Origin of the sequence: Paenibacillus sp. FSL W7-1088, from assembly GCF_037969855.1 — a bacterium.
Classification (GTDB): Bacteria; Bacillota; Bacilli; order Paenibacillales; family Paenibacillaceae; genus Paenibacillus.
The window spans coordinates 2,987,073-3,011,306 of sequence record NZ_CP150216.1 but is presented as its reverse complement, the minus strand read 5'-3'; the positions used below and the strand labels follow the sequence as shown (position 1 = coordinate 3,011,306).

The 24,234-nt window shown below is 45.5% G+C and carries 19 protein-coding genes; 3 read left to right on the top strand and 16 right to left on the bottom strand.

The features are described from left to right. Positions 1 to 140: 140 nt before the first annotated feature. The 8 genes from MKY42_RS13885 to MKY42_RS13850 form a co-directional block, all read right to left on the bottom strand. Positions 141 to 1,976 (bottom strand): UbiD family decarboxylase, encoded by a 1,836-nt coding sequence (locus tag MKY42_RS13885; RefSeq protein WP_339851804.1) that lies wholly within the window; start codon positions 1,974 to 1,976, stop codon positions 141 to 143. Positions 1,977 to 2,254: 278 nt separating this feature from the next. Then, a complete protein-coding gene (locus tag MKY42_RS13880) occupies positions 2,255 to 3,592 on the bottom strand; it encodes a HAMP domain-containing sensor histidine kinase (protein WP_090896912.1) in 1,338 nt (445 codons plus the stop codon). Continuing rightward, positions 3,589 to 4,257 (bottom strand): response regulator transcription factor, encoded by a 669-nt coding sequence (locus MKY42_RS13875; protein WP_090896909.1) that lies wholly within the window; start codon positions 4,255 to 4,257, stop codon positions 3,589 to 3,591. Before MKY42_RS13875 ends, MKY42_RS13880 begins: the two co-directional genes overlap by 4 nt. Before the next feature lie 45 nt (positions 4,258 to 4,302). Continuing rightward, the gene (locus MKY42_RS13870; RefSeq protein ID WP_090896907.1) at positions 4,303 to 6,267 is read right to left on the bottom strand and encodes an ABC transporter ATP-binding protein/permease; all 1,965 of its coding nucleotides are present in this window, start codon (positions 6,265 to 6,267) and stop codon (positions 4,303 to 4,305) included. A gap of 173 nt (positions 6,268 to 6,440) precedes the next feature. Beyond that, a complete protein-coding gene (locus tag MKY42_RS13865) occupies positions 6,441 to 7,733 on the bottom strand; it encodes an amidohydrolase (protein ID WP_179265042.1) in 1,293 nt (430 codons plus the stop codon). An 80-nt stretch (positions 7,734 to 7,813) separates the two neighbouring features. Further along, positions 7,814 to 8,107 (bottom strand): hypothetical protein, encoded by a 294-nt coding sequence (locus tag MKY42_RS13860; protein WP_090896901.1) that lies wholly within the window; start codon positions 8,105 to 8,107, stop codon positions 7,814 to 7,816. A gap of 87 nt (positions 8,108 to 8,194) precedes the next feature. Beyond that, a complete protein-coding gene (locus MKY42_RS13855) occupies positions 8,195 to 9,292 on the bottom strand; it encodes a saccharopine dehydrogenase NADP-binding domain-containing protein (protein ID WP_339851799.1) in 1,098 nt (365 codons plus the stop codon). Continuing rightward, positions 9,276 to 9,983 (bottom strand): class I SAM-dependent methyltransferase, encoded by a 708-nt coding sequence (locus MKY42_RS13850; protein ID WP_090896894.1) that lies wholly within the window; start codon positions 9,981 to 9,983, stop codon positions 9,276 to 9,278. Before MKY42_RS13850 ends, MKY42_RS13855 begins: the two co-directional genes overlap by 17 nt. Positions 9,984 to 10,114: 131 nt before the next feature. Between MKY42_RS13850 and MKY42_RS13845 the strand changes: the two genes are divergently transcribed. After that, positions 10,115 to 11,230 carry a helix-turn-helix transcriptional regulator gene (locus MKY42_RS13845; protein WP_090896891.1) on the top strand — a complete coding sequence of 372 codons (1,116 nt, stop codon included), beginning with the start codon at positions 10,115 to 10,117 and terminating at the stop codon, positions 11,228 to 11,230. 144 nt (positions 11,231 to 11,374) lie between these two features. On the opposite strand, the gene yidC is transcribed toward MKY42_RS13845, so the two are convergent. The 3 genes from yidC to MKY42_RS13830 all read right to left on the bottom strand — a co-directional run bounded on the left by yidC (position 11,375) and on the right by MKY42_RS13830 (position 14,267). Continuing rightward, positions 11,375 to 12,241 (bottom strand): membrane protein insertase YidC, encoded by an 867-nt coding sequence (yidC, locus tag MKY42_RS13840; RefSeq protein WP_090896888.1) that lies wholly within the window; start codon positions 12,239 to 12,241, stop codon positions 11,375 to 11,377. Continuing rightward, on the bottom strand, positions 12,178 to 12,528 hold the full coding sequence (locus MKY42_RS13835; RefSeq protein WP_177185688.1) for a hypothetical protein: 351 nt from the start codon (positions 12,526 to 12,528) through the stop codon (positions 12,178 to 12,180). The genes yidC and MKY42_RS13835 overlap by 64 nt, the downstream gene beginning before the upstream one ends. Positions 12,529 to 12,620: 92 nt before the next feature. Continuing rightward, positions 12,621 to 14,267, bottom strand: coding sequence for a DUF4173 domain-containing protein (locus MKY42_RS13830; protein ID WP_179265043.1), 1,647 nt, complete (start codon positions 14,265 to 14,267; stop codon positions 12,621 to 12,623). Positions 14,268 to 14,400: 133 nt separating this feature from the next. On the opposite strand from MKY42_RS13830, the gene MKY42_RS13825 reads away from it, so the two are divergent. Continuing rightward, complete coding sequence (locus MKY42_RS13825; RefSeq protein ID WP_090896880.1) at positions 14,401 to 16,179, top strand: ABC transporter substrate-binding protein; 1,779 nt, start codon at positions 14,401 to 14,403, stop codon at positions 16,177 to 16,179. A gap of 61 nt (positions 16,180 to 16,240) precedes the next feature. On the opposite strand, the gene MKY42_RS13820 is transcribed toward MKY42_RS13825, so the two are convergent. After that, positions 16,241 to 17,590 (bottom strand): FtsW/RodA/SpoVE family cell cycle protein, encoded by a 1,350-nt coding sequence (locus tag MKY42_RS13820; RefSeq protein WP_090896877.1) that lies wholly within the window; start codon positions 17,588 to 17,590, stop codon positions 16,241 to 16,243. Then, the gene (locus MKY42_RS13815) at positions 17,587 to 17,922 is read right to left on the bottom strand and encodes a helix-turn-helix transcriptional regulator (RefSeq protein ID WP_167434819.1); all 336 of its coding nucleotides are present in this window, start codon (positions 17,920 to 17,922) and stop codon (positions 17,587 to 17,589) included. The genes MKY42_RS13820 and MKY42_RS13815 overlap by 4 nt, the downstream gene beginning before the upstream one ends. A 289-nt stretch (positions 17,923 to 18,211) precedes the next feature. Between MKY42_RS13815 and MKY42_RS13810 the strand changes: the two genes are divergently transcribed. Next, the gene (locus tag MKY42_RS13810; protein WP_179265045.1) at positions 18,212 to 18,796 is read left to right on the top strand and encodes an AAA family ATPase; all 585 of its coding nucleotides are present in this window, start codon (positions 18,212 to 18,214) and stop codon (positions 18,794 to 18,796) included. 178 nt (positions 18,797 to 18,974) lie between these two features. Here the strand turns inward: MKY42_RS13810 and MKY42_RS13805 are convergent, their stop codons facing one another. The 3 genes from MKY42_RS13805 to MKY42_RS13795 all read right to left on the bottom strand — a co-directional run bounded on the left by MKY42_RS13805 (position 18,975) and on the right by MKY42_RS13795 (position 24,164). After that, entirely contained in the window at positions 18,975 to 21,125 is a 2,151-nt protein-coding gene (locus MKY42_RS13805; RefSeq protein ID WP_339851790.1) for a cytoplasmic protein, read from the bottom strand. A gap of 309 nt (positions 21,126 to 21,434) precedes the next feature. Then, positions 21,435 to 22,400, bottom strand: a complete 966-nt coding sequence (locus MKY42_RS13800) for a TIM barrel protein (protein ID WP_090896868.1) — start codon at positions 22,398 to 22,400, stop codon at positions 21,435 to 21,437. Between the two features lie 72 nt (positions 22,401 to 22,472). Further along, entirely contained in the window at positions 22,473 to 24,164 is a 1,692-nt protein-coding gene (locus tag MKY42_RS13795; RefSeq protein ID WP_090896865.1) for a hypothetical protein, read from the bottom strand. Positions 24,165 to 24,234 lie beyond the last annotated feature (70 nt).

Genomic DNA, 24,234 nt, shown 5'->3' with positions numbered 1-24,234 from the left:
TACGAACGTATAAGACTTTATTCTCAGTCCCATTTTCAAAAAAGTCCCGGTTTGATTTTGCATTTTGATAACGGACATCTTGCTTTACACATATATAACCAAAAAGCCCAAAAAAATCTTTGGGCTTTTATTGAATTCAACTATATTTTGATCGAGCTCAGACTCGCTCCCTGTACGAAAAAGCGTTCAATCCCTTTCTCAACAGATGGGTCCGGAATTAACGGTGGCGCCTGATGCGGCTTCACTCTGGCATCGATAATGATCTGGTCACAGCCCCAATGTTTATAGTTGTAACTGCTGTTCACACCGTACATATCATGAGACGGATTACTGCGGGTAAATGTCGCCCACAAGAAGTTGCTGAGATTCGCACTCAGGAAAGAACTATCATCACATAAAACAATCATTGGACAAGAAGACAGATCTCCCTTTTCCTTCAGCATGTCCGTAAATGCCTTCATTTCTTGTTCTGTATCCGCATAACTGGTGAACGGCGCACTCTGAATAGCTATAATTCCTGGCATCACGAACTGTGGATTGTTATATCCCCGAATATCCTTCAATGTCTCCGGCACTCCAAGGCACAACTCCCGTTTCTTCTCCCCATAGGCTGCAAATACAACCTTGCTGCCGCTGTTCAACCCGGTTCCCGAGTAATCCAGCGTATCGATCGTTGTATTGGTATGGAAATGAATGTCCCGCTGCAGATCCATTCGTTCCAGGATGTACGTCAGGAATTCCACTTCACGGTGCGTATCCAGCGGTTGCTGATCTTCTGCTGTGATAAACAAGTACTTCGCCAGACTGAGCTGGCCTGTGCCCAGAATACGACTCGCAATGGTCAGCAGCTCTGTTGGCTGTTTTACCGTCTGGTAGGGCGTATAACGCTCACTTCCAATCGCAAAAAGAAGTGGATGTACTCCTGCTGCATCAACTGCGTGGACTTCTTTTACGCCCGGAATCTCCTGTTTAATGGCATCACCCGTAATTTCGTGAATCAGATCCCCAAATGCGGTATCCTCTTGCGGAGGACGACCCACCACGGTAAATGGCCAGATCGCATTTGGCTTGGCGTACACTTTATGCACTCTCATTAGTGGGAACGGATGGGACAGACTGTAATATCCAAGATGATCACCAAACGGTCCTTCAGGCTTTGTCTCGTCCGGGTAAATATCACCGGTGATGACAAAATCGGCGTCATTGCTGATGCAATATCCGTCCTTATAGCTGTAGCGGAAACGACGGCCGGCAAGTAGCCCTGCGAAAGTCATCTCACTGAGGCCTTCCGGCAAAGGCATCACTGCAGAAAGTGTATGTGCCGGCGGCCCCCCAATGAAGATGCTCACTTTCAGAGGTTCTCCCTTTTTGACCGCTTTGGCCTGATGAATACCAATGCCGCGATGGATCTGATAATGAAGTCCAATTTCCTTATTCAGTTCATAATCATTACCACTTAGCTGTACCCGGTACATGCCCAGATTGGAGTTCATAATGCCTGGCTTGTCCGGGTCCTCCGAATAGACCTGAGGCAGCGTAACGAATGCTCCACCATCCATGGGCCAATGCTTGATCAACGGCAGATCCGAGATCTGAATCTCTTGCGCGGTTACAGGCAAACTGATGGACTTCTGCTTAGGGAGAGCCTGCCAGGCGGCAAGACCTGTGCTGATATGCTGAAATGGCGTCTTAAGTGCCTTCATTGGATCATCCCGGACAGCCATGACACGCTGTACACCTTCAAGCGTTCCACGGAACATGAATTTGCTTCGTTCCAGTGTACCGAACAGGTTCGAAACTGCCTGGAACTTCGAGCCTTTCACATTTTCGAAAAGCAGAGCTGGGCCTTTCGCCTCATGCACTTTCATATGTATCGCTGCCATCTCCAAATGAGGGTCCACTTCTTCCTTCACGCGAATCAAATGTCCGTGCTGCTCCAGATCATTAATGCAATCTTCCATATTGCGATATTTCATTGGATGGCTCCATTCTGTATATAATAAATTGTTATGTTCATATATTCACATAGATGTGTAAGGGTAGCGGATAGAATAAAACGTTGAATCTACTTCACTCTCGTCACACTACTATTGGATTGATGCTCGCATCTCCTCTATCTTATCAAATCATCTGCCACTAAACAAAACAATATATGAAATCGATCACGCAGCACTCACCAAAAAGCAATATTCAGGCAATAGGAGTCCTGTATCATGCGGACCACGATTGCTTAAATATTGCTTTTTGGGCTTTTTTAAGACGTAGCCGAAGGTCTGGGGATCGTAACTGTAAACTGCGTTCCTTCTCCAACCCTGCTCTCCACATTAATTGCACACTCATGTAATTTCAAAATTTTAATCACGATGGAAAGCCCTAGTCCATTGCCTCTAAGAGCACTGCTCCGCGCTTTGTCTACCATATAAAATCGATCGAAAATATACGGAAGGTCTTCCTCGGGTATTCCTTGTCCTGAATCTCTAATGGATACCTTCACAGATGACGTGGACATCTCGATTGCGATGTGAATGACCCCATCGGAACCTGTATATTTTATCGCATTGTTGATTAAATTCTGCCAGACCTGCTCAAACAGATCTTTATCAACGGTAATTTCGCAAGGCAATAAATCCAATTCAATCCTGATATTTTTGTGCGCCCACTGGGGTTCAGCTAATACGATCGCTCTTCTTAACTGTTCATCTAATTGGAAGGTCGTGAGATTAAACGGATGGTGCTCGGAATCCAGTGAGGCTAACCGAAGTAAATTATCGCTCAGCCTGGACAGGCGTAATGTTTCCTCATATATGATATCCAGATGCTCTTTCTGCTCTTCCAATGGGATAACACCATCTTGCAGCGCTCGTGTGAATCCCCTGATTGATGTTAGTGGAGACTGCATTTCATGAGAGACATTGCTGACAAAATCGTCACGCACCGAGTCTATTTTTTGCAGCTCACGGGCCATATGATTAAAGCTCTCCATCAGCTCACCAAACTCATCTGGATTGTTATGCTTCAACCGGACGGATAGATCGCCTGATGCCATTTTCTTAGCTGCAGCAGTTAACTTTTTGATCGGTTTCACAATGTACCCAGACATGAACATGATTAATAAGCTTCCTATGACTAAGACAGTGAGTAGCGATATAAATAATGTACGTTTCACATTATGAAAAATCGATGAAAAATTAATTTTGATCAGGAGCGCATCTTTCTCTTCATTCATCCTGGGAACACCGACGATGGCCGTTTCATCTTTTTTGGACATCATAAACGCTTTCGTCGAACTTTCATCGAATAATTCATGAACCTTATCATCCGGAAAGGAAGCAAGTACTTCACTTTGTTCGTTCACGGAGTTGATGTCCAAGCCGTATCGTGCAAAGATATCCAAGCTTGTTTTCACTTTTTCCGGATCATCAATCAGGTTTATTATCGTAGCGATATCCTCGGCAATCGTAATCATGGAATGATTCGGTGTGTTTTCCTGAGACCGCATATTTAAGATAAAGGAGAGAATTAAACTGACGATCACAATGCCAAAAAAGGTAACTACGATTCGTAAACGCAGGCTTTTCCTCACGATTTTCATACACTCTCCAGACGATATCCAAGTCCTCTTATCGTCGAAATGATCAGCTCGGGGATCGGTTCAAGCCGTTCTCTTAACCTTTTGATATGCACATCAACGGTACGCTCATCACCTTCATAATCGATTCCCCATATATCTTCTATAAGCTGTGTACGTGTAAATATTTGCCCTGGCAAACTCGCCAGAGCAAACAACAATTCACATTCCTTCTTTTTCAATTCAACCGTTTGGGCTCCTGCATCCACTGTCAAATTGCTCAGATCAATCGTTGCACCGCCTATATGAATAACATTTGATGAAATCTTGTTGTATCTCTTCATTAAGGATTTCACACGCAAGATTAACTCTACAGGATCAAAAGGCTTTACTAAATAATCGTCTGAGCCTGCATTAAATCCTCTGACCTTATCCTTGGATTCTCCCTTGGCAGTCACCATCAGAATCGGAATATCCATATAAGATCGAATATCTTCGGTCAGTTCAATACCATCTACATGGGGCATCATCACATCTACAATTGCTAAATCAATTTTGGTATGAGACAAGATGTTCAGTGCTTCTTGGCCATCCGGCGCTTCCACAACTGAAAACTGATTTTTTTCGAGATAAATTCGGATTAATTTGCGGATATGCGAATCATCATCAACCACAAGAATCGTGTTCATTTATGCATTATCCTTTCCGCAATTTTCAATATTCACTACTTGGTTTTATTCATATCGTAAGGATTCCATCGGGTCGAGCTTGGCTGCTTTGGATGAAGGCATCAAACCAGCGATGATACTAATCACTGTACTTACAACGATTCCGAACAAGATATAATATCCCGAGAGATGAATCAGTTTTGCTCCAAACGCATTGTCCAAAAGAATATTTAATACATAACTAATAATTATCGCAAATACTACCGCAATGATACCACTGAATACCCCCAATAGAGCAGATTCAGAAAAGAAAATTCGCTTGATATCCTTCTTTCTTGCTCCAATCGCACGAAGGATTCCGATTTCCTTTGTTCGTTCCACGACACTAATATAAAGCACAACCAATATCATAATACCGGATACAATCAACGAAATGCCTGCAATACCAGACAGAACGATCGTGGCCATGTTCACATATGTCGTGATATTTTCCATGATTTTTGCCGTCTGGGAGCCTGAGAAGCCCGCATCTACAGCAGCAGCATTAATATCATTGACATATTTCATATCGGTTGCATATGCATTAACCTGAATTGGCCCAATCGTTATTCCATTGTCCGTATACATTTGCTCCAACGTCTGTGATGAAATGTAACCCGGTGATTGCTGCATGGGTGATCTTTGATCTGACGCTTGATATATACCTGATATGGTTATTTCTTTCCCCAAAGTTACCGGTTTATTATTGCCATCCATCTCATTGATATATAGAAACACAGACTTGCCGATCATCGATTCAGCTTGGTCATTTCCGCTTAATTTATTCGCCGTATCGAGGGGTAACAACATCTCATTTTCTACCGGAAGCGTACCCTTTGTTATCATTGCTGGATCAAAAGCATCCGTTAACGTCGTTAACTGCGTGAGTGCCACACTTTGCTTTGCATGAACCATAGTCGATTTGCCTGTAATGGTAGTGATCGTCGCTACATGATCCACATTAGGGAATTTGCGAATGGTCTCAATATCAGCTGCTGTGAACGGTTCACCTGTTGCCATCAAGGCTTCCGGGCCTTGCATATCTTTGGCATCTGCACTGGGCTTCGTTATATCCACGAGTAACGGGTCCATGCTTGAATTGATTTCGTCGTTCATATATGTCGTTATTCCATTACCCAAGGAGAGCATCAGGAGTACGCTTAAAATTCCTATCGACCCACCTAATGCTACCAGTATATTTCGCTTGCCGTTGAGTTTCATGTTTTTGAGAGCCATTTGGAAAGAAGCCAGTAAGCCCAGGTTTCTCGAAGCACCACGACTACCCTCATAGGTAGTCAAGGAACGATCTTTTAAATGGATATCATCCTTAATCCGCCCCTCCTCAACCTTGACTATACGTGTACCGGAATCGGCCACTTTCTGCGAGTGAGTTACCGCAATGACCAGCATCCCTTTTTGCGCAATACTGTCCAGCAAAGCCAGAATTTGATCCCCGTTTTCCTTATCCAGAGCACCCGTTGGTTCATCCGCCAAAATAATGTCTGGATTGTTCGATAATGCACGAGCAATGGAAACCCGTTGCTTCTGTCCACCCGACAGCTGGTTGGGCCGTTTATTCAGATGATCCTTCAGTCCGACCTCGGTCAAAATATCTATAGCACGCTTGTTGCGTTCCTTTTCACTAGTATCCGTCATTTGCATAGCAATCGTAACATTTTCCAGTACAGACAGATGTGGGATCAGATTGAAATTTTGAAACACAAAGCCGATATTATTCTTGCGATAATCATCCATTTCCTTTTCCGTCATGGTACTTAAGTTCTTACCACGAACAAGGATCTCCCCTTCAAAATCGGAGTCCATTCCACCAATAATATTCATAAGGGTTGACTTTCCGCAACCCGATTCACCAAGGATCGAGACGAACTCTCCTGTCTCAAAGCTCAAATTCACATCGTGGAGCACGGGTACCTTTTCCTTACCATACAGCGTGTATGATTTCTTCACATGTTTAACTTCTAATATAGTCATCTTGATCTCTTCCTCTCCAAGTCATACACCCTGTCTATCTATTGAACATTTCACATTCTAACAAATTTGTGTGAACTGATAATGAACTGGACAAGTCGTGTCTGCCTGGCAAAAGAAAATACACCTGCAATGACTTGAGTTGAACCATATCAAGTCACTGCAGGTGTCAAAAATTAAATCCCTTCAACAATACGCTTCGCCCGAACCTCTACCTGACGGAAAAGTTCTTCCTCATCTATCGTTAGCAGCTGCCTGCCTCTCATCAACACCCGACCATTCACAATGGTGGTATCTACATCGGCGCCGTTCACGCTGTATGCAAGTAATGATTCCAGCTCGTGAACCGGCTGCAAATGCGGTTTCTTCAGATCAATCAGAATCAGGTCGGCCTTGCGCCCAATTTCCAGCACACCCACTTCATCCTGAAGGTTCAACAGACCTGCACTTCCCCGTGTAGACATGTATAGTACCTCTCTTGCCGACAACCGGGTAGGGTCACCATAATCCAGCTTTTGCAGCCAGGTCGCAGCCTTGATCTCTTCAAACATATCGACGTTTGTCGCACTTCCTGCCCCGTCGGTTCCAAGACCCACGTTAATTCCCTGTGCAATCATCTCCGTAATTGGGGCAATTCCGCAGCCAAGCTTCAGATTGCTGACCGGATTGTGTGCTACTCCACCACGCATGCCTTTCAGTCTGCCAATATCTCTACGATTCAGGTGTACGCCATGGGCAAGCAGTACGTGTAGTTTTTCGAACATACCTGCCTCTTCCAAATACTCCGTTGGCGTCATGCCATAGCGTTCACGAATCTTCACAACTTCCTCTTTCGTCTCAGCCAGATGAATGTGGATAGGCACATTCTCCTGTTCCGCCATCGCAATGACTTCCCGCAAAGGTTCTACTGGGCAAGTATAAGGAGAATGCGGGCCATACATCGTCGTAATTCGACCCTCCGCCTTCCCCGACCAACGTTGTACCAAATCGACCGCTTCCTGTAATCTGCGCCCTCCGTCATCCTCCACGAATACCATTCCGCGTGTGAGCGATGCCCGAATGCCGGTTTCCGTCACCGCTTCTGCGATTTCATTCATGTGAATGTACATATCAGCGTAAGCTGTAGTTCCTGAACGGATCATCTCGGCGATGGATAATTGTGCTCCCCAGTATATATCTTCGGGTGTCATCCGGGCTTCTGCAGGCAGCATCTTACGATCAAGCCAGTCCATCAGCTTCAGATCATCCGAGAATGCTCGTAACAGACTCATCGGTGTATGCTGGTGAGCATTGATCAGGCCCGGCATTGCCAGTTTATGTTGACCATCCATAATGTCATCACCCGGTTGAGCCTGAATGTGGGGAGCAATCTCTGCGATACGGTCGCCTACAATGCGAATATCCCCCTTGAAGGGGGAATCGGTGTCTTTCATCGTTAAGATTGTGGCTTGCTGGATTAATATACTCATTCGTTTCACAACTCCTCTAGGTTTGGATTGCCTTACTTCCAAATCCGAGGATAAGCCTTCACGTAACGGCAAGGTCAAGATTAAGTTAATTTTTGAGTCGTCATTGTTCTGAAACTTTGGATAAAAGGTTTGGGATCTATGTTGACCATATAAGGATAGACTCCGGTGCTGGTATGTAGATAGAAAAAACCACCTTCATTCCCCATTCTCCGAAAGGACATGTCGAACACTTCCGTAATATTAAACTCACGGTATTTCGTTACAATCTTGTCCGAGTACAGGATCATGGACCGATCGCTCTGCAGTATTTCCTGTGCGAGACCCGTCACTTCTCTCTGTACTTTGTAATATGGCAATACAGCAATGCAGTTCATGATCTCCCTCCGTTCTAGCATGATTATTGGTTCCATCATATCAGATCGGAGAGCCTGAGCAAAAAATGATCCAACCACATAGATGATTTACGTGATCTTCGTTGTTACTCTCAATGGAAAACGAAGTGCTTCCTGAATGTTCTGCAAGGACAGGCATTGTTCAATGTGGAAAACACCGTGCGGCAGTTCCGTCCGATACATTCGCTCCGCTACCGCCGCCGCAACTGCTGCTGTTGCATCTGCTTCACGTTCGCCAATCAGCAGCTGCTCGACATGGACTGGTTTGCCCTTTTTCCATCCCATTGCATCTACCTTAACTGCAAACATCGGCTCCCCTCCGGGAATAACCCCAAATGCCTTGACCATACCCTTACGAAGGGAGGGAATACGCAATAGTGAGAACAGACCAATACGTTTGAAGATGGCCATGGATCTGGTCATCCAACGGGAATCGAGACATAACCTGGTGGACACCGTTGGAATACGAAGTGTACGAGCAACGACGTGTTGATCCGAAAAGTTAAACCGATACGCTTTCCTGCGGCCCAGGTCTGCGCCAAAATCAATCCATTTACCATCGTGAAAACTTACCACTTCGGCTGGCTTGCCCTTTTTCATAACCTGATAGGCAGCATTCATCTGATCCACAGTCCACTCCACCGCGGCTTTTCCGTGTTTCTCACCCAGTCCCAACATGACAGTGATGTCCGCTTCGTCCACTTGGTCCATATGGGTACCTGCTTCACGCACAAGCAGATTGGTCATACCAGGCGACAGTCCCACACTGAGCATCGCTGTTGCTTTGGAACGCTGCATTTTGGAATGCAGCCGTTCGACCTGACCCAGAAAATCATAATTGGCCGAAATATCGATATAATCTGTCCCTGCTTTCGCACAAGCCTCGACAAATCGGGTATCTGTCTGGTCCACACACATGATCACCAGCTTGACTGATTGAAGCATACCAGGATTAATGGCTTTTCGTACATCCAATTGAAGCGGCTGGGCTATACCACCCGTAGATCGGCTGAATTCCTCAGCCCGGTTCATCCGTGTACCTGCCGCCCATACCTTGCCGGGAAACGAGCGTCCCAATTGCGTACATATCATTTGCCCCACCTGACCATATCCGCCAACAACCCAAATCTGGTCTTTCACAGACTCTATTTTAGTTTCGTTTCGCATAATATCCCTCCACCCAGAATGCTCCGAAATAACATGTAATGTGCGAGAATCCGCATTCTTTCATCAGCTCTACCATTTGTTCAGATGAGATGGGATCCGACTCTCGGCCTAGGGAAGCTGCAAACCGCTCCCATTCATCAGGCTGAATGCCACTACTTAACATGTGATCCTGCCAGGCTTGCATCATGGTTGGATATACAGGCGAATGAAGATCGGCATTCACTGCCGCAATAATGAGTGGCGCTCCAGGCTTAAGTCTGGCCGCAAGGTTGGACAGGAACCGTCTTTTGGACTCGATCCCCTGAATAAAATGCAGCATTAGCATGCTTGTCGCCCCGTCGTATACAGCCTCTTCCGGCAACGCTTCAAGCGTCATGGATTTAAGTTGCACTCTGGCATCGACTCCCGCTTTCTGGACTCTTCTCTCTGTTAACTGAAGCATTGGCTGAGAAGGATCTACTCCGGTAAACGTCCATCTCTTATGGCGAGAACCAAGCAGAGCTATTTCCTTACCTCCACCGGCTCCGACAATTAGTATTTTAGCTTCGTTGTTATCCGTGATAGAAGCGGCAAGCAGCCGCTCCATCAGATCATGCATATGAGAATAACCCGGAATTTTCAGGGCTATCGATTGTTCATAACGGTTTTCATCCGCCGTATCCCAGCTCATAGGTGGTTGATTGTGGTCCATTGATACTACACTCCTCGTGAATTCAAGTTAGACTTGACTCTTCGTTCGTCTAATTTCATTATAAAAGGATACGCAGAGCGTACAATCCCAGAACAATGGGATATCTGCATGAGGAGAGGAGAGAGAGCTTTATGACATCACGTATGGAACGGAACCAGCGACTCATTACTTCTCTCGAAAAAGGAACCTGGACCTCTCGCACCTACCGGGAAGCTGTACTGAAACAAATTCAGAATATCGTTCCCTATGACGCGTATTGCTTCACAACAGTTGATCCACAGACTCTTCTCTCAACAGGTGCCGTGACGGAAGACGGCATTGAAGCCGTTCATGACCGGCTGTTCGTTAATGAATACATGGAAGAAGACATACATAAGTATGCTGATTTGATTCACAGCGGCGACTATACAGCGATCCTTCATGCATCGATAAGCGAAAACCCTGTATCAAGCGTTCGATATCATAACATCCTTCAACCAGCAGGTTTCGGTGATGAACTTCGAGCTGTACTGGTCAGTGCCGGAGCCTGTTGGGGGTATCTAACCTTATATCGCAGGACGGAAGAACCCGTATTCACGGAGGAGGAGCGACTGAGCATTCAGGCTTGGACACCTTCTATTGCATTGATGTTACGATCCACAAGTCTGACTCTTCTGGACGAGATGAAGAGCGGAAGTCCCTCGGACCCAGGTATTATGATCACATCGGACGCTTTCGAGCTGTTATCCGTGAACGCTCCCGCTCAATATTGGCTATCGCAATTACGTTTACTGGAGCATGTGGGACCAGATGTATTGCCACGTCCAGTCCGTGCTGTAAGTTCGCATTTACAGCGTCAGATTCGTACAGATTCCGATTTGATGGTTGTGCAAGAACCTATCCTTCATTCGCCTTCCAAAGTCTGCATTCAACTCCTGGATGGTCGTTACCTTGTGCTTCATGCCAGCCGTATGCAACAGCTTTCAGGTCCAGATCAGATTGCGATCAGGCTTGAACAGGCTATGCCACAGGACTTGCTGCCTTTACTCGCCGAGAGTCATGGGTTGTCCATTCGGGAACGGGAGTTGTTAGGTTACGTGCTGCGCAGCTATTCTTCCAAAGAAATTGCTGAAGCAATGCATATATCAGCCTACACGGTACAGGATCATTTAAAATCCATTTTTGCCAAAACAAACGTATCCTCCCGCCGTGAGTTAATCTGGTATTTTGTATCCCGTTTCCAGTTGTCTGATGAGCCGGCAATTTGAATGTTATAACCTGGACATACAAAAAGATGCCTTGTCCCATGGGACAAGGCATCTTTGCGCTGCATGATGGTGAAGAACATCCGTTATATCAACACATACTTTAAATTTATATGATTCTAGTGCACCAATCTCATGAGTGAAAACTTAGGACTTAGCGGGCTTCGCAGGTTTGATGTTTTTGTTCTTTACCTCTACAGCCACGGGCTCTTGCGGATGTTCTACCGGATACAATTTGCGGAACAATAATGTCTGCAAGACCAGGAATGAACCGCCGATCGTCCAATACAGCGGCATCGCTGCAGGTGCGGAAAGCGAGAAAAAGGCCATCATCAATGGAGAGATATATCCCATGATTGCGAATTGTTTTCGCTGTTCCGGCGCCATATTGGCTTGTGAAACTTTGGCTTGAATCAGATAAATAATAGCTACCACGACTGCAAGCACATAGTCCGGCGCTCCTAATTTGAACCACAGAAAGGAGTGGGATGACAACTCCGGCGTAAGCCGGATAGCCGTGTAGATACCTGACAGAATGGGCAATTGAATCAGCAGTGGTAAGCATCCGATATTCAGCGGATTGAACTTGTGCTTCTTGTACAGCTCCATCGTTTCCTGTGAAAGCTTCTGCTTATCAGCTGGGTCGTTTTTGCCCTCATACTTTTTCTTGAGCGCATCCATCTCCGGCTTCATAGCATTCATGATCACTCGGGTACCCTGCTGAGATTTTGCTTGTCGCATCATCAATGGCAACAACGCAAGACGGATAACGAGGGTGATCACAATAATAGCTACCCCATAACTTCCATTAAATATCGTTGCGATGTGCTGAATGAGATACGACAGTGGAAATACAACATAATGGTTAAAGAACCCTGGTGTTGATGAATTAATCTCTGAGACGTTGTTACTGCATCCAGCCAGTAGCATAACTGCAAATAGAATTGCAATCAGGCCATAGATCCGTCCCTTGCCAGATGTAAAAGTGAACCCCTTGCTTGTCTTATGTTCCATATATATCCTCCTCGTTGATTTGTAGAACGTACATTCAACGAGGAATGGCAATCTGGTTCATCTTCATCCGGGGATTCTCTTCGTCTGACGATTCGACTTAAAGCTTCAGGTCTGTGTTGTCCGTCCAAAGACAAGGTTGGCAATCCAGGTTCCAGACCACCTCCGGCGCCACCTTCCATCCAGTACTCTGTAATGCCGCAATGCAGATGGGCAATATACGCGTAACTGACTGTGAAAATGAGTCCGAGTGAAAATATATACGGTATCAATTCCTGAAGTTCAAACAAGGGATTCACCCCCTTTATAGGTTAGTTTTTATAGTATAACACTTACATATTGATTTTGCATAAATTCATTGCTGGAAAACAGGTAGATGGATTCATTCCCTTCTCAATTTGGACAATTCTAGCTGTGCTCTATGTCTCGCCGTATTAAAAGAAGCCCACGAACTGTCTGTTTCATCCAGGACGAAGCTCGCTTGACGCTCCAGCATTTCCCCTTTCAAATCCGGGTACTCTCTCTCAGCAAACTCTCGCAGTAGCGGAACGGCATCAGCAGATAAACTCGCCAAGTAGGATGCATCAATATGGCCTGTCTGATGATATCGTTTAATATTAAGCTCTGCAATCCGATTATCCATACCCACATAGTTGACAATCACATAGGCTGCAAGGGATAGTACGATATAGCAGCGGATCAACGGCATAGACGTATAACGAATTCGAAGAGCGGCAATAAGCAGAAGCAGAGCCAAAAAAATCATAAATGCATGTACGAGAAATCGAATGTAGGTATAACCATAAGCCTGTTCATACAGGTTGAGGCGTATAAACGCCGAGTACAGCATGATTGCGGAACAACTCACCAGGACAAAGAGCAGCACCTGATGCACAACAGAACCTATTTTGCCGCTTGAACGCGTGAACTGAAGGGAGATGATCAGGATGAAAAAATTAATGCCTGTTACCAGTATCAGCTCCACAAATCCACTTCTTGCATACTCCGCGTAGGACAAGTCTGACGGAAGATGCCCCTCACCCGCCCCAAAAAGATAAGAAAATTGTACAAGCACAAACAGAACATATAAACAGTTGATAACCAACAGCATCGTGCCCACAATGATGGGGTCCAATCTTATAGGTTCACGATGAACTTGAGTAGAGATCGTCTCAGGTGAGATCTTATTTGCTGTCTGACCCTCTATCATTGAGTTCGAGGAAGGATTCTCATGTATGGAATTCACGGAAACGTCTTCTCGCTCTTCGATTTCTGAAGCAACCGTAATTGCTTTTCCATTTTTCCAATGTGCATTTTCTCTTTTCTCCGCTTCATATTGCATCGGCTGTACGAATCCCCATACGTAACTGAACAATAAAACGCCCGCGATGAGAATCCAGATCACTCTCGGAAAACCTGGTGTTAGTGTCAGTTGATTTAACCATACCGGAAAACCGGATAAATACTGATTAAAAATCCCATCTGCTGAGGAGAGCAGTGCTACGACCACGATGAGAATGGGAACGGATGCTATAAGGCCAATGAGTACTTTGAAGGCAACCGTTTTCTGCGTTTTACCTAACCCTCGTCCTCCTGTTTTCATAACAATGCTGGCGACCGTTCCCCAATGACGGATGGATTGTGGCAGCAAATGGTCCATAGCGGTACCGATCAATCCAATGTCCCACCATTGTCTCTGTTTTCTGCCAACCAGATAAGTCATATGTAAGATAATAAGGCCCGGTATGACCAGAAAATTAAGGATACGCAGCGGTTCATTGTCGTATAACAGAAACGTCAGCGCCAGCATCAGCACCACTCCAGCCATAAAAGCATCAATGATGGACAATGGCCGCAAGCGGTCCCTGGCAAATAAGAACATAAAGCCATAAAAAAGGATAACAAAGATGGGATAAGAAACGCCAACCTCCTTGCCATAGAACAAATACTGATGAATGATAGCTAACATTAATGCGGATAGTAGCGTAATTAAAGCGCGGTTGGGTGAAGCCATTATTTTATCAATCATGGGAAAAACCTCCATTAACTTTCTAGACTTCATTCTAGATGATAAAATAAGAATATAAATAGAAATTAAAAACGATAAAACTTCTTATTTTATTATATTGTGTCAGCTACAACCTCCAGGAGGGATCAAAACCTTGAAATTACATCAGCAATATTTGCTGCTTCATAGCCGGTTTGGTCACATGTTAGAACATGAAGTAACGCTCTCTGACCTCGCCGAACTGCTCGATTGTACACACCGTAACACGTTAACGATCGTCAAAAAAATGGTTGCCCACGAATGGATTCGGTGGGTGTCCCAGCGCGGACGTGGACGGCGTTCTACGCTGACCCTGCTTGTTCCGGCTGATCAAATTGCAGCTGCATACATGATGCAGGCCATGAATCGCCGCGAGTTGCAGCAAGCTGCTGAACAGGTTGGTGCTTTCTCCAGTTCTACAACAATGCAGGATCACCTGAACAAGTGGCTGCTTGGATATTCTGGACACCATACAGAAGCTGGCAGCCATAATGAGCGAATTGATACGCTCAGGTTACCGATCCGCCAACAGCTGCATGCCCTTGATCCGCTTTATATCAATTTGCTGGCTGAATCTTTTGTCACCAGTCATGTGTTCGACGGGCTGGTTCAACGTAATGAACATGGAGAGATTGTTCCCTGTCTGTCCCACACCTGGGATGTCAGTTCAGATCGGAAGACATGGTTTTTTTATTTGCGTAAAGGGATTACTTTTCACAATGGACATCTGCTGACAGCCTCAGATGTGGTGTATACATTTGAACGACTGCAATCCTCAGAACGACGGACATTATACCGCGATGTGAGCAAACAGATTCTATCGATTGAAGCAGCAGATCCCTTGACCGTTTGTTTCAAGCTTAAAGCCCATCACGAATTGTTTTTGCCCTTTCTTTCGACAAGCCGTGCGGCGATTGTTTCACAAGCCACGTTCGGGCAACATAAAGATGGAGACAATGAACCTGATCTACCGATTACCATGCCAAAGCCTGTAGGAACAGGCCCTTTCAAGGTCACAACCTGGGATAATCACCTGTGCAGACTTGAAGTTTTTCCGATGTATTTTCAAGGCAGAGCCCATCTGGACCGGGTAGATATTCTACAAATTCCGTGGAGTGCCCCTGAACATTTGGATGAAAAGCAAGATATCGAATCTCCCTTCTTCCACCTTGTTCATAATCCATCCTCGTCTGAGGGTAGGGACTGGACACAGATTAGTGCAGGTGTGATGGTACGCAAATTAGTTACTTGTAATACGCAAAAAACCGGACCGCTAAGCGATCCGGGTGTAAGAGCACATGTTCAGGCGTGTATTACTAAATTGTATGTGAATGACATAAATGAAAGTAATGAAGGTGATCCAGGAGATGCTGATAAACTGTTGATGAATGCAGAAGAATTGACTTATTTGTCTCAGCACCCTACTTTTGATCTACCTATACCCTTGCACATCACAACCATTCCTCAGTATCGGATGGATGCTAGACGTTTGGCATCGTCATTGGAAATATACGGCTTCACATGTACTGTCCGCATTGGCACGATGGAGCAATTCAAAGGGAACCTGAGACTGGAATCCGATCTGATTCTCTTCTCCCTGATTCGGGACCGAGACGAAGAATTACGCAGATACGATCTCTATCTCACTTTATCTGAACATCTGGAGGACTCTTCCAAGAAGAGTATACAAGAGATGCTGCAAACCGTTGTTGCTTCGCAAATATCTGCAGACCGAGCTGCCGAACTGGACCGGATTGAACAATTTTTGGTGCAGCAGAGTTTATTGTTCCATTTAACTGAAAAACCTGTGGAGACTGCCTACCTGCCTTCCGTTCGTGGCCTCTCCTTCAACAGCCAGGGATGGGTAAACCTCAGGCACATCTGGTTCCCGTGAATAATCATTTAACGAGCATTACAATCCCTTCGTTTCAAGATTCGGTAATGATTTTGCATGCTTATGAACTGGTCATTGGGTCGGCATCCACCTTCTGCCGTATTTTTTCATTTTTCTTGGAAATGGTATCCTTCCGACGGTACACACCGAGAAGTAAACCGAGCATGGCATATTCGAAAAGCAGGTGATTTCCATATCCTATTAAAGGAAAAACAATGCTAAGAATTGGAGCCTTCCCGGTAGTCATCGCCAACGAATAGATGATTTGCAACGCAAACATGGATGTGATACTGAAAATTATCATTCGACCGAAATCATCCCGAATGTGAGGAAGGATCTTCACCATACTGGCAACAAACCAGATGATACCCACCAATAACAATATTCCGGCTGACCAGCCAAACACATCAATGAGCAGCACACCTGGGTAATCTAAATAACTCGTTTTAAACATGTCGAACGTTGTATCAATTCCATTCCCCCACCAGCCGGCTGATTGAATAATTTCAATAATGGAATTGTTGCTATAGCCACCGTAAGGGTCATCCTGAAGATTCAAAACGACAGAAAGCCTCTTCAGGCGTCCGTATTGATCTGCAAAAAACAATAACAATACAAAAATACTTCCTGTTACAACAGCACCTAAGGCTGTATAAAGCCATTTTCGCGTGAGCCAGCCAAATAAAATAATGGACATTGTGCCAAACAGAAACATGCGAACCCAGTCCGACATTTGAAACAATAGCACTACAGGTAACGCTACCAGAGCAATGTAGGTCAATATGGATTGCATATTGCAGTTTGAACGAAGCTTGTCCTGCACAATTGCCCCTATGGCAAGTGGCAAAATCCACACTGAAGCAGTGGTAAGGTCTATTACAAATCCAAGTGGTGCAATCAGGAATCTGCTCATACCATAAAAATCCGTAGATATCATTGGATTAATCCACAAAAGGGCATTAAGCAGAATATAGATCCACCAAGCAGCTTTTTTCAACTTACGATAATCAAAGTAAATAAAGAACAACATCAACATTACACCTATAACGGTATACACCACATGCCCCCGATATAAGGACTGATACTTTTCATCTGCGACATTCGTCGTAAAAATCCATATCAGTAACAGGCTAGTTATAGACAAGCCAATTAATCCAACTAACAACCCCCAATGCATACGATGACGATGCAATCTATGCATACTTTTGCCCACCACTGCAGGATCACCCATCTGCTCTATGGCGTATGCAGCTGCCTCTTCTTGGCTCAGTCCCTCTTGCTCCTTGTCCAACATCATTTCTTCCATGTGGTTGCCAAGCTCATCACGCAGATCAGTATGTACTTCACGTGCCTTAACCTGACTACACAGTTGATCAAGATAATGTTTAATCTTCTCATGTCGATCCGTCATGTTAAGCCTCCCTCTCCAAGCACCCGATCCACGGCACCGCGGAATAAAAGCCACTCGGCTTTTTTATGCTGTAACGCCTCCACACCCTTGTCACAGATGGAATAATATTTACGTTTCCTACCTTCAACCTCCATCCAGTAGGACTCCACCCATCCCTCAAGCTCCATCGCGTGAAGAATAGGATATAACGTACCTTCCTTCAAACTAAACACACCTTCGGATTGACGATGGAGTTCCTTGATCAATTCATAACCGTAAAGCGGCTGTTCCTTCAATAATGTAAGAATCAATGTCTCCGTGCTGCCTTTAATCATTTGTTTGTTTACCTGCAAAGCTGCCACTCCCTTTTGTTCATGCTTCCACGTTTAATAACAATAACCACTTTTTTAAAACTTCAACATGAACCTAATAAAACACTTGGCTACATACATCGGAAATCTATGCATAGTAAAACTAGGTATAATATTACCTGATTCTTCCTTTTCTGTCTAGCTATCAATTGGAGGCGTTTATGATAAAATAAACAAGTCATTTCACACCAGGGGTGTCATCATGAAATCTCTTATTCGTACTCACACATTACATATTCTTTCTATCGACTATGAGGAGGCAATTCAAACCATGAGCAAACTGATTTTCTTTCTTGGCGGGGCCGGGAGCGGCAAAACAACCCTTGCCAAAGCCCTCTCGCGTAAACATAAAACTGCTTTCTTTGATATGGATATCCTGCTGCGTCCAGCTGCTGAAGCAATCATGACCCTGCAGGGACTCGATCCATCCGATCGGGATTCACCGGAATACAAACGGCTGTGTCGTGACTTGGGATACCGAATCACGATGGATGCTGCACTGGACAACGTGCAATTGAGTATCGATACGGTGGTTGTAGGGCCTTTTACCAAAGAAATCGGAACTCCGGACTGGATCGAGCAGGAACTCGCGCGGATTGGACGTTCCCTCGATGATACGGATGTACGTGTGGCCTATATTTATCTTGCAAATGAAGCGTTGTATCGTGAGCGGATTACAGCCAGACAATCCCCGCTGGATGAGTGGAAGCTGGAGAACTGGGATGCCTTCACAGCCTCACTTGCCCGTAAACAAGTAGCCTGGCCGTTGCCCACCTCTGCTGTGGCTTATATCGATAATTCCGGTGGAAACCCTGATATCGCTTTTGCTGAAGTCGAACAACGAATGTACGAATAAAATATGAAATGGAATGGGATGACCGTTCACTTCTCCAATCTCTTTTCATGCTGCTTATACGCTCAATAAAACTAATCCACACCCAAAAAGGGGTATTTGTCATGTGACCCGCGCAGGTCCAACGTGACAAATACCCCTTTTTACAATGAACTATGGTCAAACATCTGAACCTGACTCGTTACAAAAACTGCTTCATAATATACTCTTGCTCCAGAGGAGTAATAACGGTGCGATCCACGGGTGGACCTTCTGTCAGATACTCTGCCACTTCAGCCACACGATTGGATTCCAGTTCCGCTGTAAATACAAGATTGGCCATCCCTAATGTCTCTACCTGTGTTCCCCGCGCTTTAGCGTGAAGCATAAATAAGGTATATAAATCCGGTGGTTTCAACTCCGTCATTGCCCAAGCGATCAAAGCCAAGTCGGCTTTGTTGTCCCCCACCGGAGGATGCGCTTTAGGCTGTCTTTTTAGTCCAAGATCGCACCACAAAATGCGCCGCTCCTGCATATCAATAATGGCTGGAATACAATTACGGGAATCTGCCGTCAGATCAATTCGCTCCTGCACCGTGGAAGGTTCAAATATTTCATCCGACTGTGGCGCCTGACGCATCATCCAGCCAGCATAACACTCCGGCAAATCCTGGATAGCATTATCCTTGAATGTGTTAACCATAATTATAATATAACGTGCGCCTAACCTAGAAAGGGAAGGCAAATGCAGATCCATATACTTCGCCGCTCCATCTGGTACAGTCACCATAAACCCGCTATTTGCAGCTACATATTCATTTGATTGCAGAGGGGTCCGGGGTGTTTGGTCCACATAACGCCAATCCTCATCATACAGTACACCGGACAGATCGGAATTCACACATTCGATTCGCTCCTCACCGCCTAAGCCTTCTCTCCACGACAGAAAAAAACGAACGGTATCTCCTGTGGGTAACGATATCCATGACGCACGCGATAGAGCCCGAAGAGATTCGCTTTCCCTGCGTTTTCCCGATGGAACTGAAAATTCTTGAAGTCTTTCATCAATGTAGACATTACCGAGTGGTGGAAGTACGGCAAACCGTTTCAACAGTGTATGTTCTACCGCCGATATCATCGCATGAACATCCTCAACGTTGAGGGGCGGCAGCGGCTGAGTGGAGACATACAGATTTGCCGTGTTGCCTTGAGGGAAAAAGCTCCTCCTGACCTGAAACTGCATCCGTGTGCCGAAATGAGCCATCACTTGCAGTAGCGCCCTTGTTGATACCTTCTCTTCCACAGTTTCCATTTTGCCGATCACTTGCTGTACCGGAATACCTGAACGTATCATTCGGTCCAGTTGACCAACCATCTCTCCCGGACGTTCAGCGAGCGTCTCCAGAATAAGCATGTTATCCTTCTGTTCAAAGGCTCGCTCTACTCTGCCATGAAAGGTAAGCGGTCGCTCCCCACTTCGCAACTGGTCCAGCGCAACTACTGCCCTTGGATAACGGTGACGATATTCACCCGGATGCAGTCGCTCGGCCAATCTCTGCCAGCGCCCTTTATATCGAAACAAATCCTCCAACGGTTCCGAAGTACTCTCCAATAAAGCAAATATTATCCGACGTTCAGATCGGGTAAATGAACGGAAGCGGGTATTCTCCTTCAGACTGACATCTCCATCAGAACACGCCACAGCCAACCGCAATATATCTGTTGCTGTGTGTAATTGCCGCTGGAGTTGCTCCACCGAAGCACGCCCCGCCTTTAATAAAGCCGCGCAATACACGGCTGCATTTTCCCTCACAGGTATTTGGCCTGCCTCTGGCTCAAATGCGGCCCAGCCTTCGTACTTTGTTGCAAACCAGATCAACTGCTCTCTTGCAACTGGCGTTAACGAAGCTTTTGCTGTAAGCAGGTCCATTCCCACTTGGTAAAAATCTGCTTCACTGCCGAGATGAATTACACGCAGCCGCAGCTTGTTGAGCAGTAATATGCGCTGCTCCTGTTCATGAGACTGCTGTCTCCAAGAATGCATCAGAGCATTTAAATAAAATTTACTCTCCTGAATATTCATTTTTCGCTTGGGAAATCTCGGATACATGAGGGTTTCCTTTAAATTGATTCCTTTTATCTGTCGAAGCTCGTCCATCAGCCGTTCGAACCAGGAAATGAATCTATCACGTTCCCAGCTGCTCAGCACATCCATCAGTTTCGTCGAAAACGTATATCCCAGCGATTCCAAATTTCTCAGTGCAGTCGCCAATATACGCACAGGCAGCTTGCCCTCGCGCTCTGCGATGATCACTTTCAAATTCCTGCTGAAATAGATTGAGAATAAGTCCATCACTTGTACTCTCCCACATGACGATAATATATTCAGCATTGGTATAAATAGGCCTAACTCGTGGCGATTCTTCATATGTATGACACAATCCAAAAAACTAAAAAAATCAGGGAAGCGGTACCCCTAATACCATTGTAAGAGTTCAGAAGGAAGGGATACCATAGCCTGATTAATGCATATTATATCTTATAATTGCCGATTAGAGAATATCACATCGGAAAGAGAGCGCCAGAAACCACTTAACCCGAAAGGTAAGATTATTCTGACCGCTCTCTTTTTGTTTATTTTTCACCGCTATTCTCTTGCCGATTATCCGTGCTGACGTGCCGCTTGACGTCCGGCGATACGAGCTGTAATTAACTGATGACTCTCATCAATCTCTTCCGGTGTGCAGGCTGCCTTCAACTCATATACTTTGACTGGAGAACGATCAATGATGTCCAGAAATGAATCAAAAAATGCCATGTCCTTACTATGTATATAAGGACACCAATGATCCGACAAACCTACCGTCTCATGAATATGGACCCCGACGACATGGTTTATCAATTCATTTGCTTCGCGTACATTATTATAGAGCCCCATACGGTCCATCATCATACCGTGACCAATATCGTACCACAAACCGAGTGGTGCACCTTTCATACCGTGGATAATCGCGCCCGCCTCCTGCAGCGTCGGCATCTGGTAACAGCGTGATCGAGTTTCAATGCCAAAATTCACTCCGTAGCCGCGCTGTTCAGACAACTCACACACTTCTTCCAGACTTTCCTGAATCCGTTTCAGGTAATGTGTGCTGCTCGCCTCACGCTTCTCCAGCATCTCTTGCCACAACGATTGATAGTCCGAGGAGTCTGGCCCTAGATCGTGATATATCTTTTTCAATGCTTCATCAATGTTATATTCAAACGGCACCTCGCCTGGATGCACGACGACTGCCTTCGCACCATACCGGTGTGCATATTCAGCTGAACGGAGTAACAATTCAACGGCGCGCTTACGACGAGGCTCATCGTCGAAACCGAGCAGAACCGAGTCGGTTCCATAATCCGGATCAGCTACATGCGGAAACGTGTTGTGCACACTGGATATACCGATTTCCCCCCGCTCAATCATCGGTTCGATCGTTTGCAGCATTTCGTCCGTCACGTTATAGTTCAGCTCCACCTGTCTGAACCCTAGAGATTTGATCTCCTCAATCATGCCTTGACCCGTAGTATGACGTTTGATGTTCCAGCAAGTCGAAAATGAATATTCCTTTTTGTCGGTAAACATGGCGTTGTCCTCCTAATATGCAATGTTCAACCCGTTCAATGTCTGATGAATCTTCTCTATTTTTAAATCAGCCTAGCTGATGTTTAATTCAAATCTCATTTTGTTCGCACTTGCCCCAGGTACATAACGATAGATGATTTCAGCATGATTCACGTAGAAAAGTACAGAAGGCTCTGGAGCCTCGGCTTTCACGTCACACACCAAACCCGGGAAACGCCATTGTTCTTGTAAAATGTCCTGCTGCCGAATGGATGGTCCTCTGATCTCAAAATAAATCTCGATCTCATCCGCCGTGTCCAGATCTACCTCAATAACTAACGAATCTTTCGTCACATCAGCTTCAAATGTTAACCCACGCAAATGGGTGTTCCATCCCTCCCCCACTTCACGACGAGCCAGTCGAAGATCATAACGTTCACCAGTCTCCGATTGCCAATGAATAGTCGCAGGGTACATCTGCCCGTTAGTGTTGCGGCTGCCGGACATCGCACCCATCATTCGATTCGCGCCAATCCAGGCTTTGGCTGTACATAAATTGCGATTGGCATGAGGCTCATCACGTTCGCAAAGCTCCATGAACTGTTTTTGCACAAGTCGATCACCCTGATGTGCCTGGAAATAAGGCACCGCTTCAACCGGCACATCTACACCCACAAGCGCTATCAAAGGGTCATGCCCTGATTCACAGTTGATCCCTGCAAGATGCTCATACCCTTCTCCGAACAAAAGGTAAAGAAATACGCCTATCGAGCTGTGCTCCCTCATCTCCATGTCATATGCCCTTGCAAACGGTCCGGACAAATTCTCCAGGTTGGCATTATAATAGAGTGCAATGTTATTCCACAATCCAGCCTCTATCTTATGCCCTATCTCGGTCAACCGCTCCGTGAATGCATATTTTCTCCACATTCCCAGTACAGACAGATCAACCCCGTAATAGGTTGTTGTGTTGAATTCGGCAAAAGTACCACCAAATTGGTCGAACTCTCGAAGGAAGGCTTCAGCCTGTTCATCCGAATGACGAATCCATTCCGTACGGTTGAAGCGGTGTCCATAATAATGGGTAATGAAGATATGCATCAGTTCAATATTGGTATTCATCGGGATGGCGTCCGACATACGACGATCAATGGAAGCCTGCACGGCCAGTTCCATTGCTTGATCCATTCGTTCCAGCAGCGTTCCTGGCACAAGAGTGGCGAATTCTGCGGTCATGATGGCACACACACACGCAATAAACTCACGCCAGTTCGGATCATAACTGATCCAGACGGGTGGAAGTATCTGATTCACCGCATCATGAAAAAGCTGTTTCATCCGTTTTCCATCTGCCTGATCAGTCAGAATTGAATCCGCATCCTGCAGATCATGGATAAACTGTGCAGACACCTTTTCAAAGGTACGTTCCAGGAAATATGCCGTGCCTGGCGCAAAGGATTTCCAAGCGTAGTGGCCCACAGGTGGATGAATTGCATCCGGTCTGGTCCGAAAGGTTCCGTGATAAATTTCATCGGGTGCATCATATTGCATATCAAGCACCTTGTGGAACACCCGAACAGCGCGCTCCACATCACCCGTTTCATTTCGCACCAACAAACCGAGTGCATAATGCGCACTTGACCTTGTGCTATGTTGCGATGAATTCTCTTCAAAACTCCTCATCAAATCCAGTTCCTTGTCATAGAAGTTATCCATCATTAACATAGACTGGTTTACAAGAAACTGCTGTTCTTTGGACATCTTTTCAACCATTCGCTCTGTCATGATTCCATTTCCCTCCTGAGAGTTTAGCCTTTTACCGCACCTACCATTACACCACTAATGAAGTAACGCC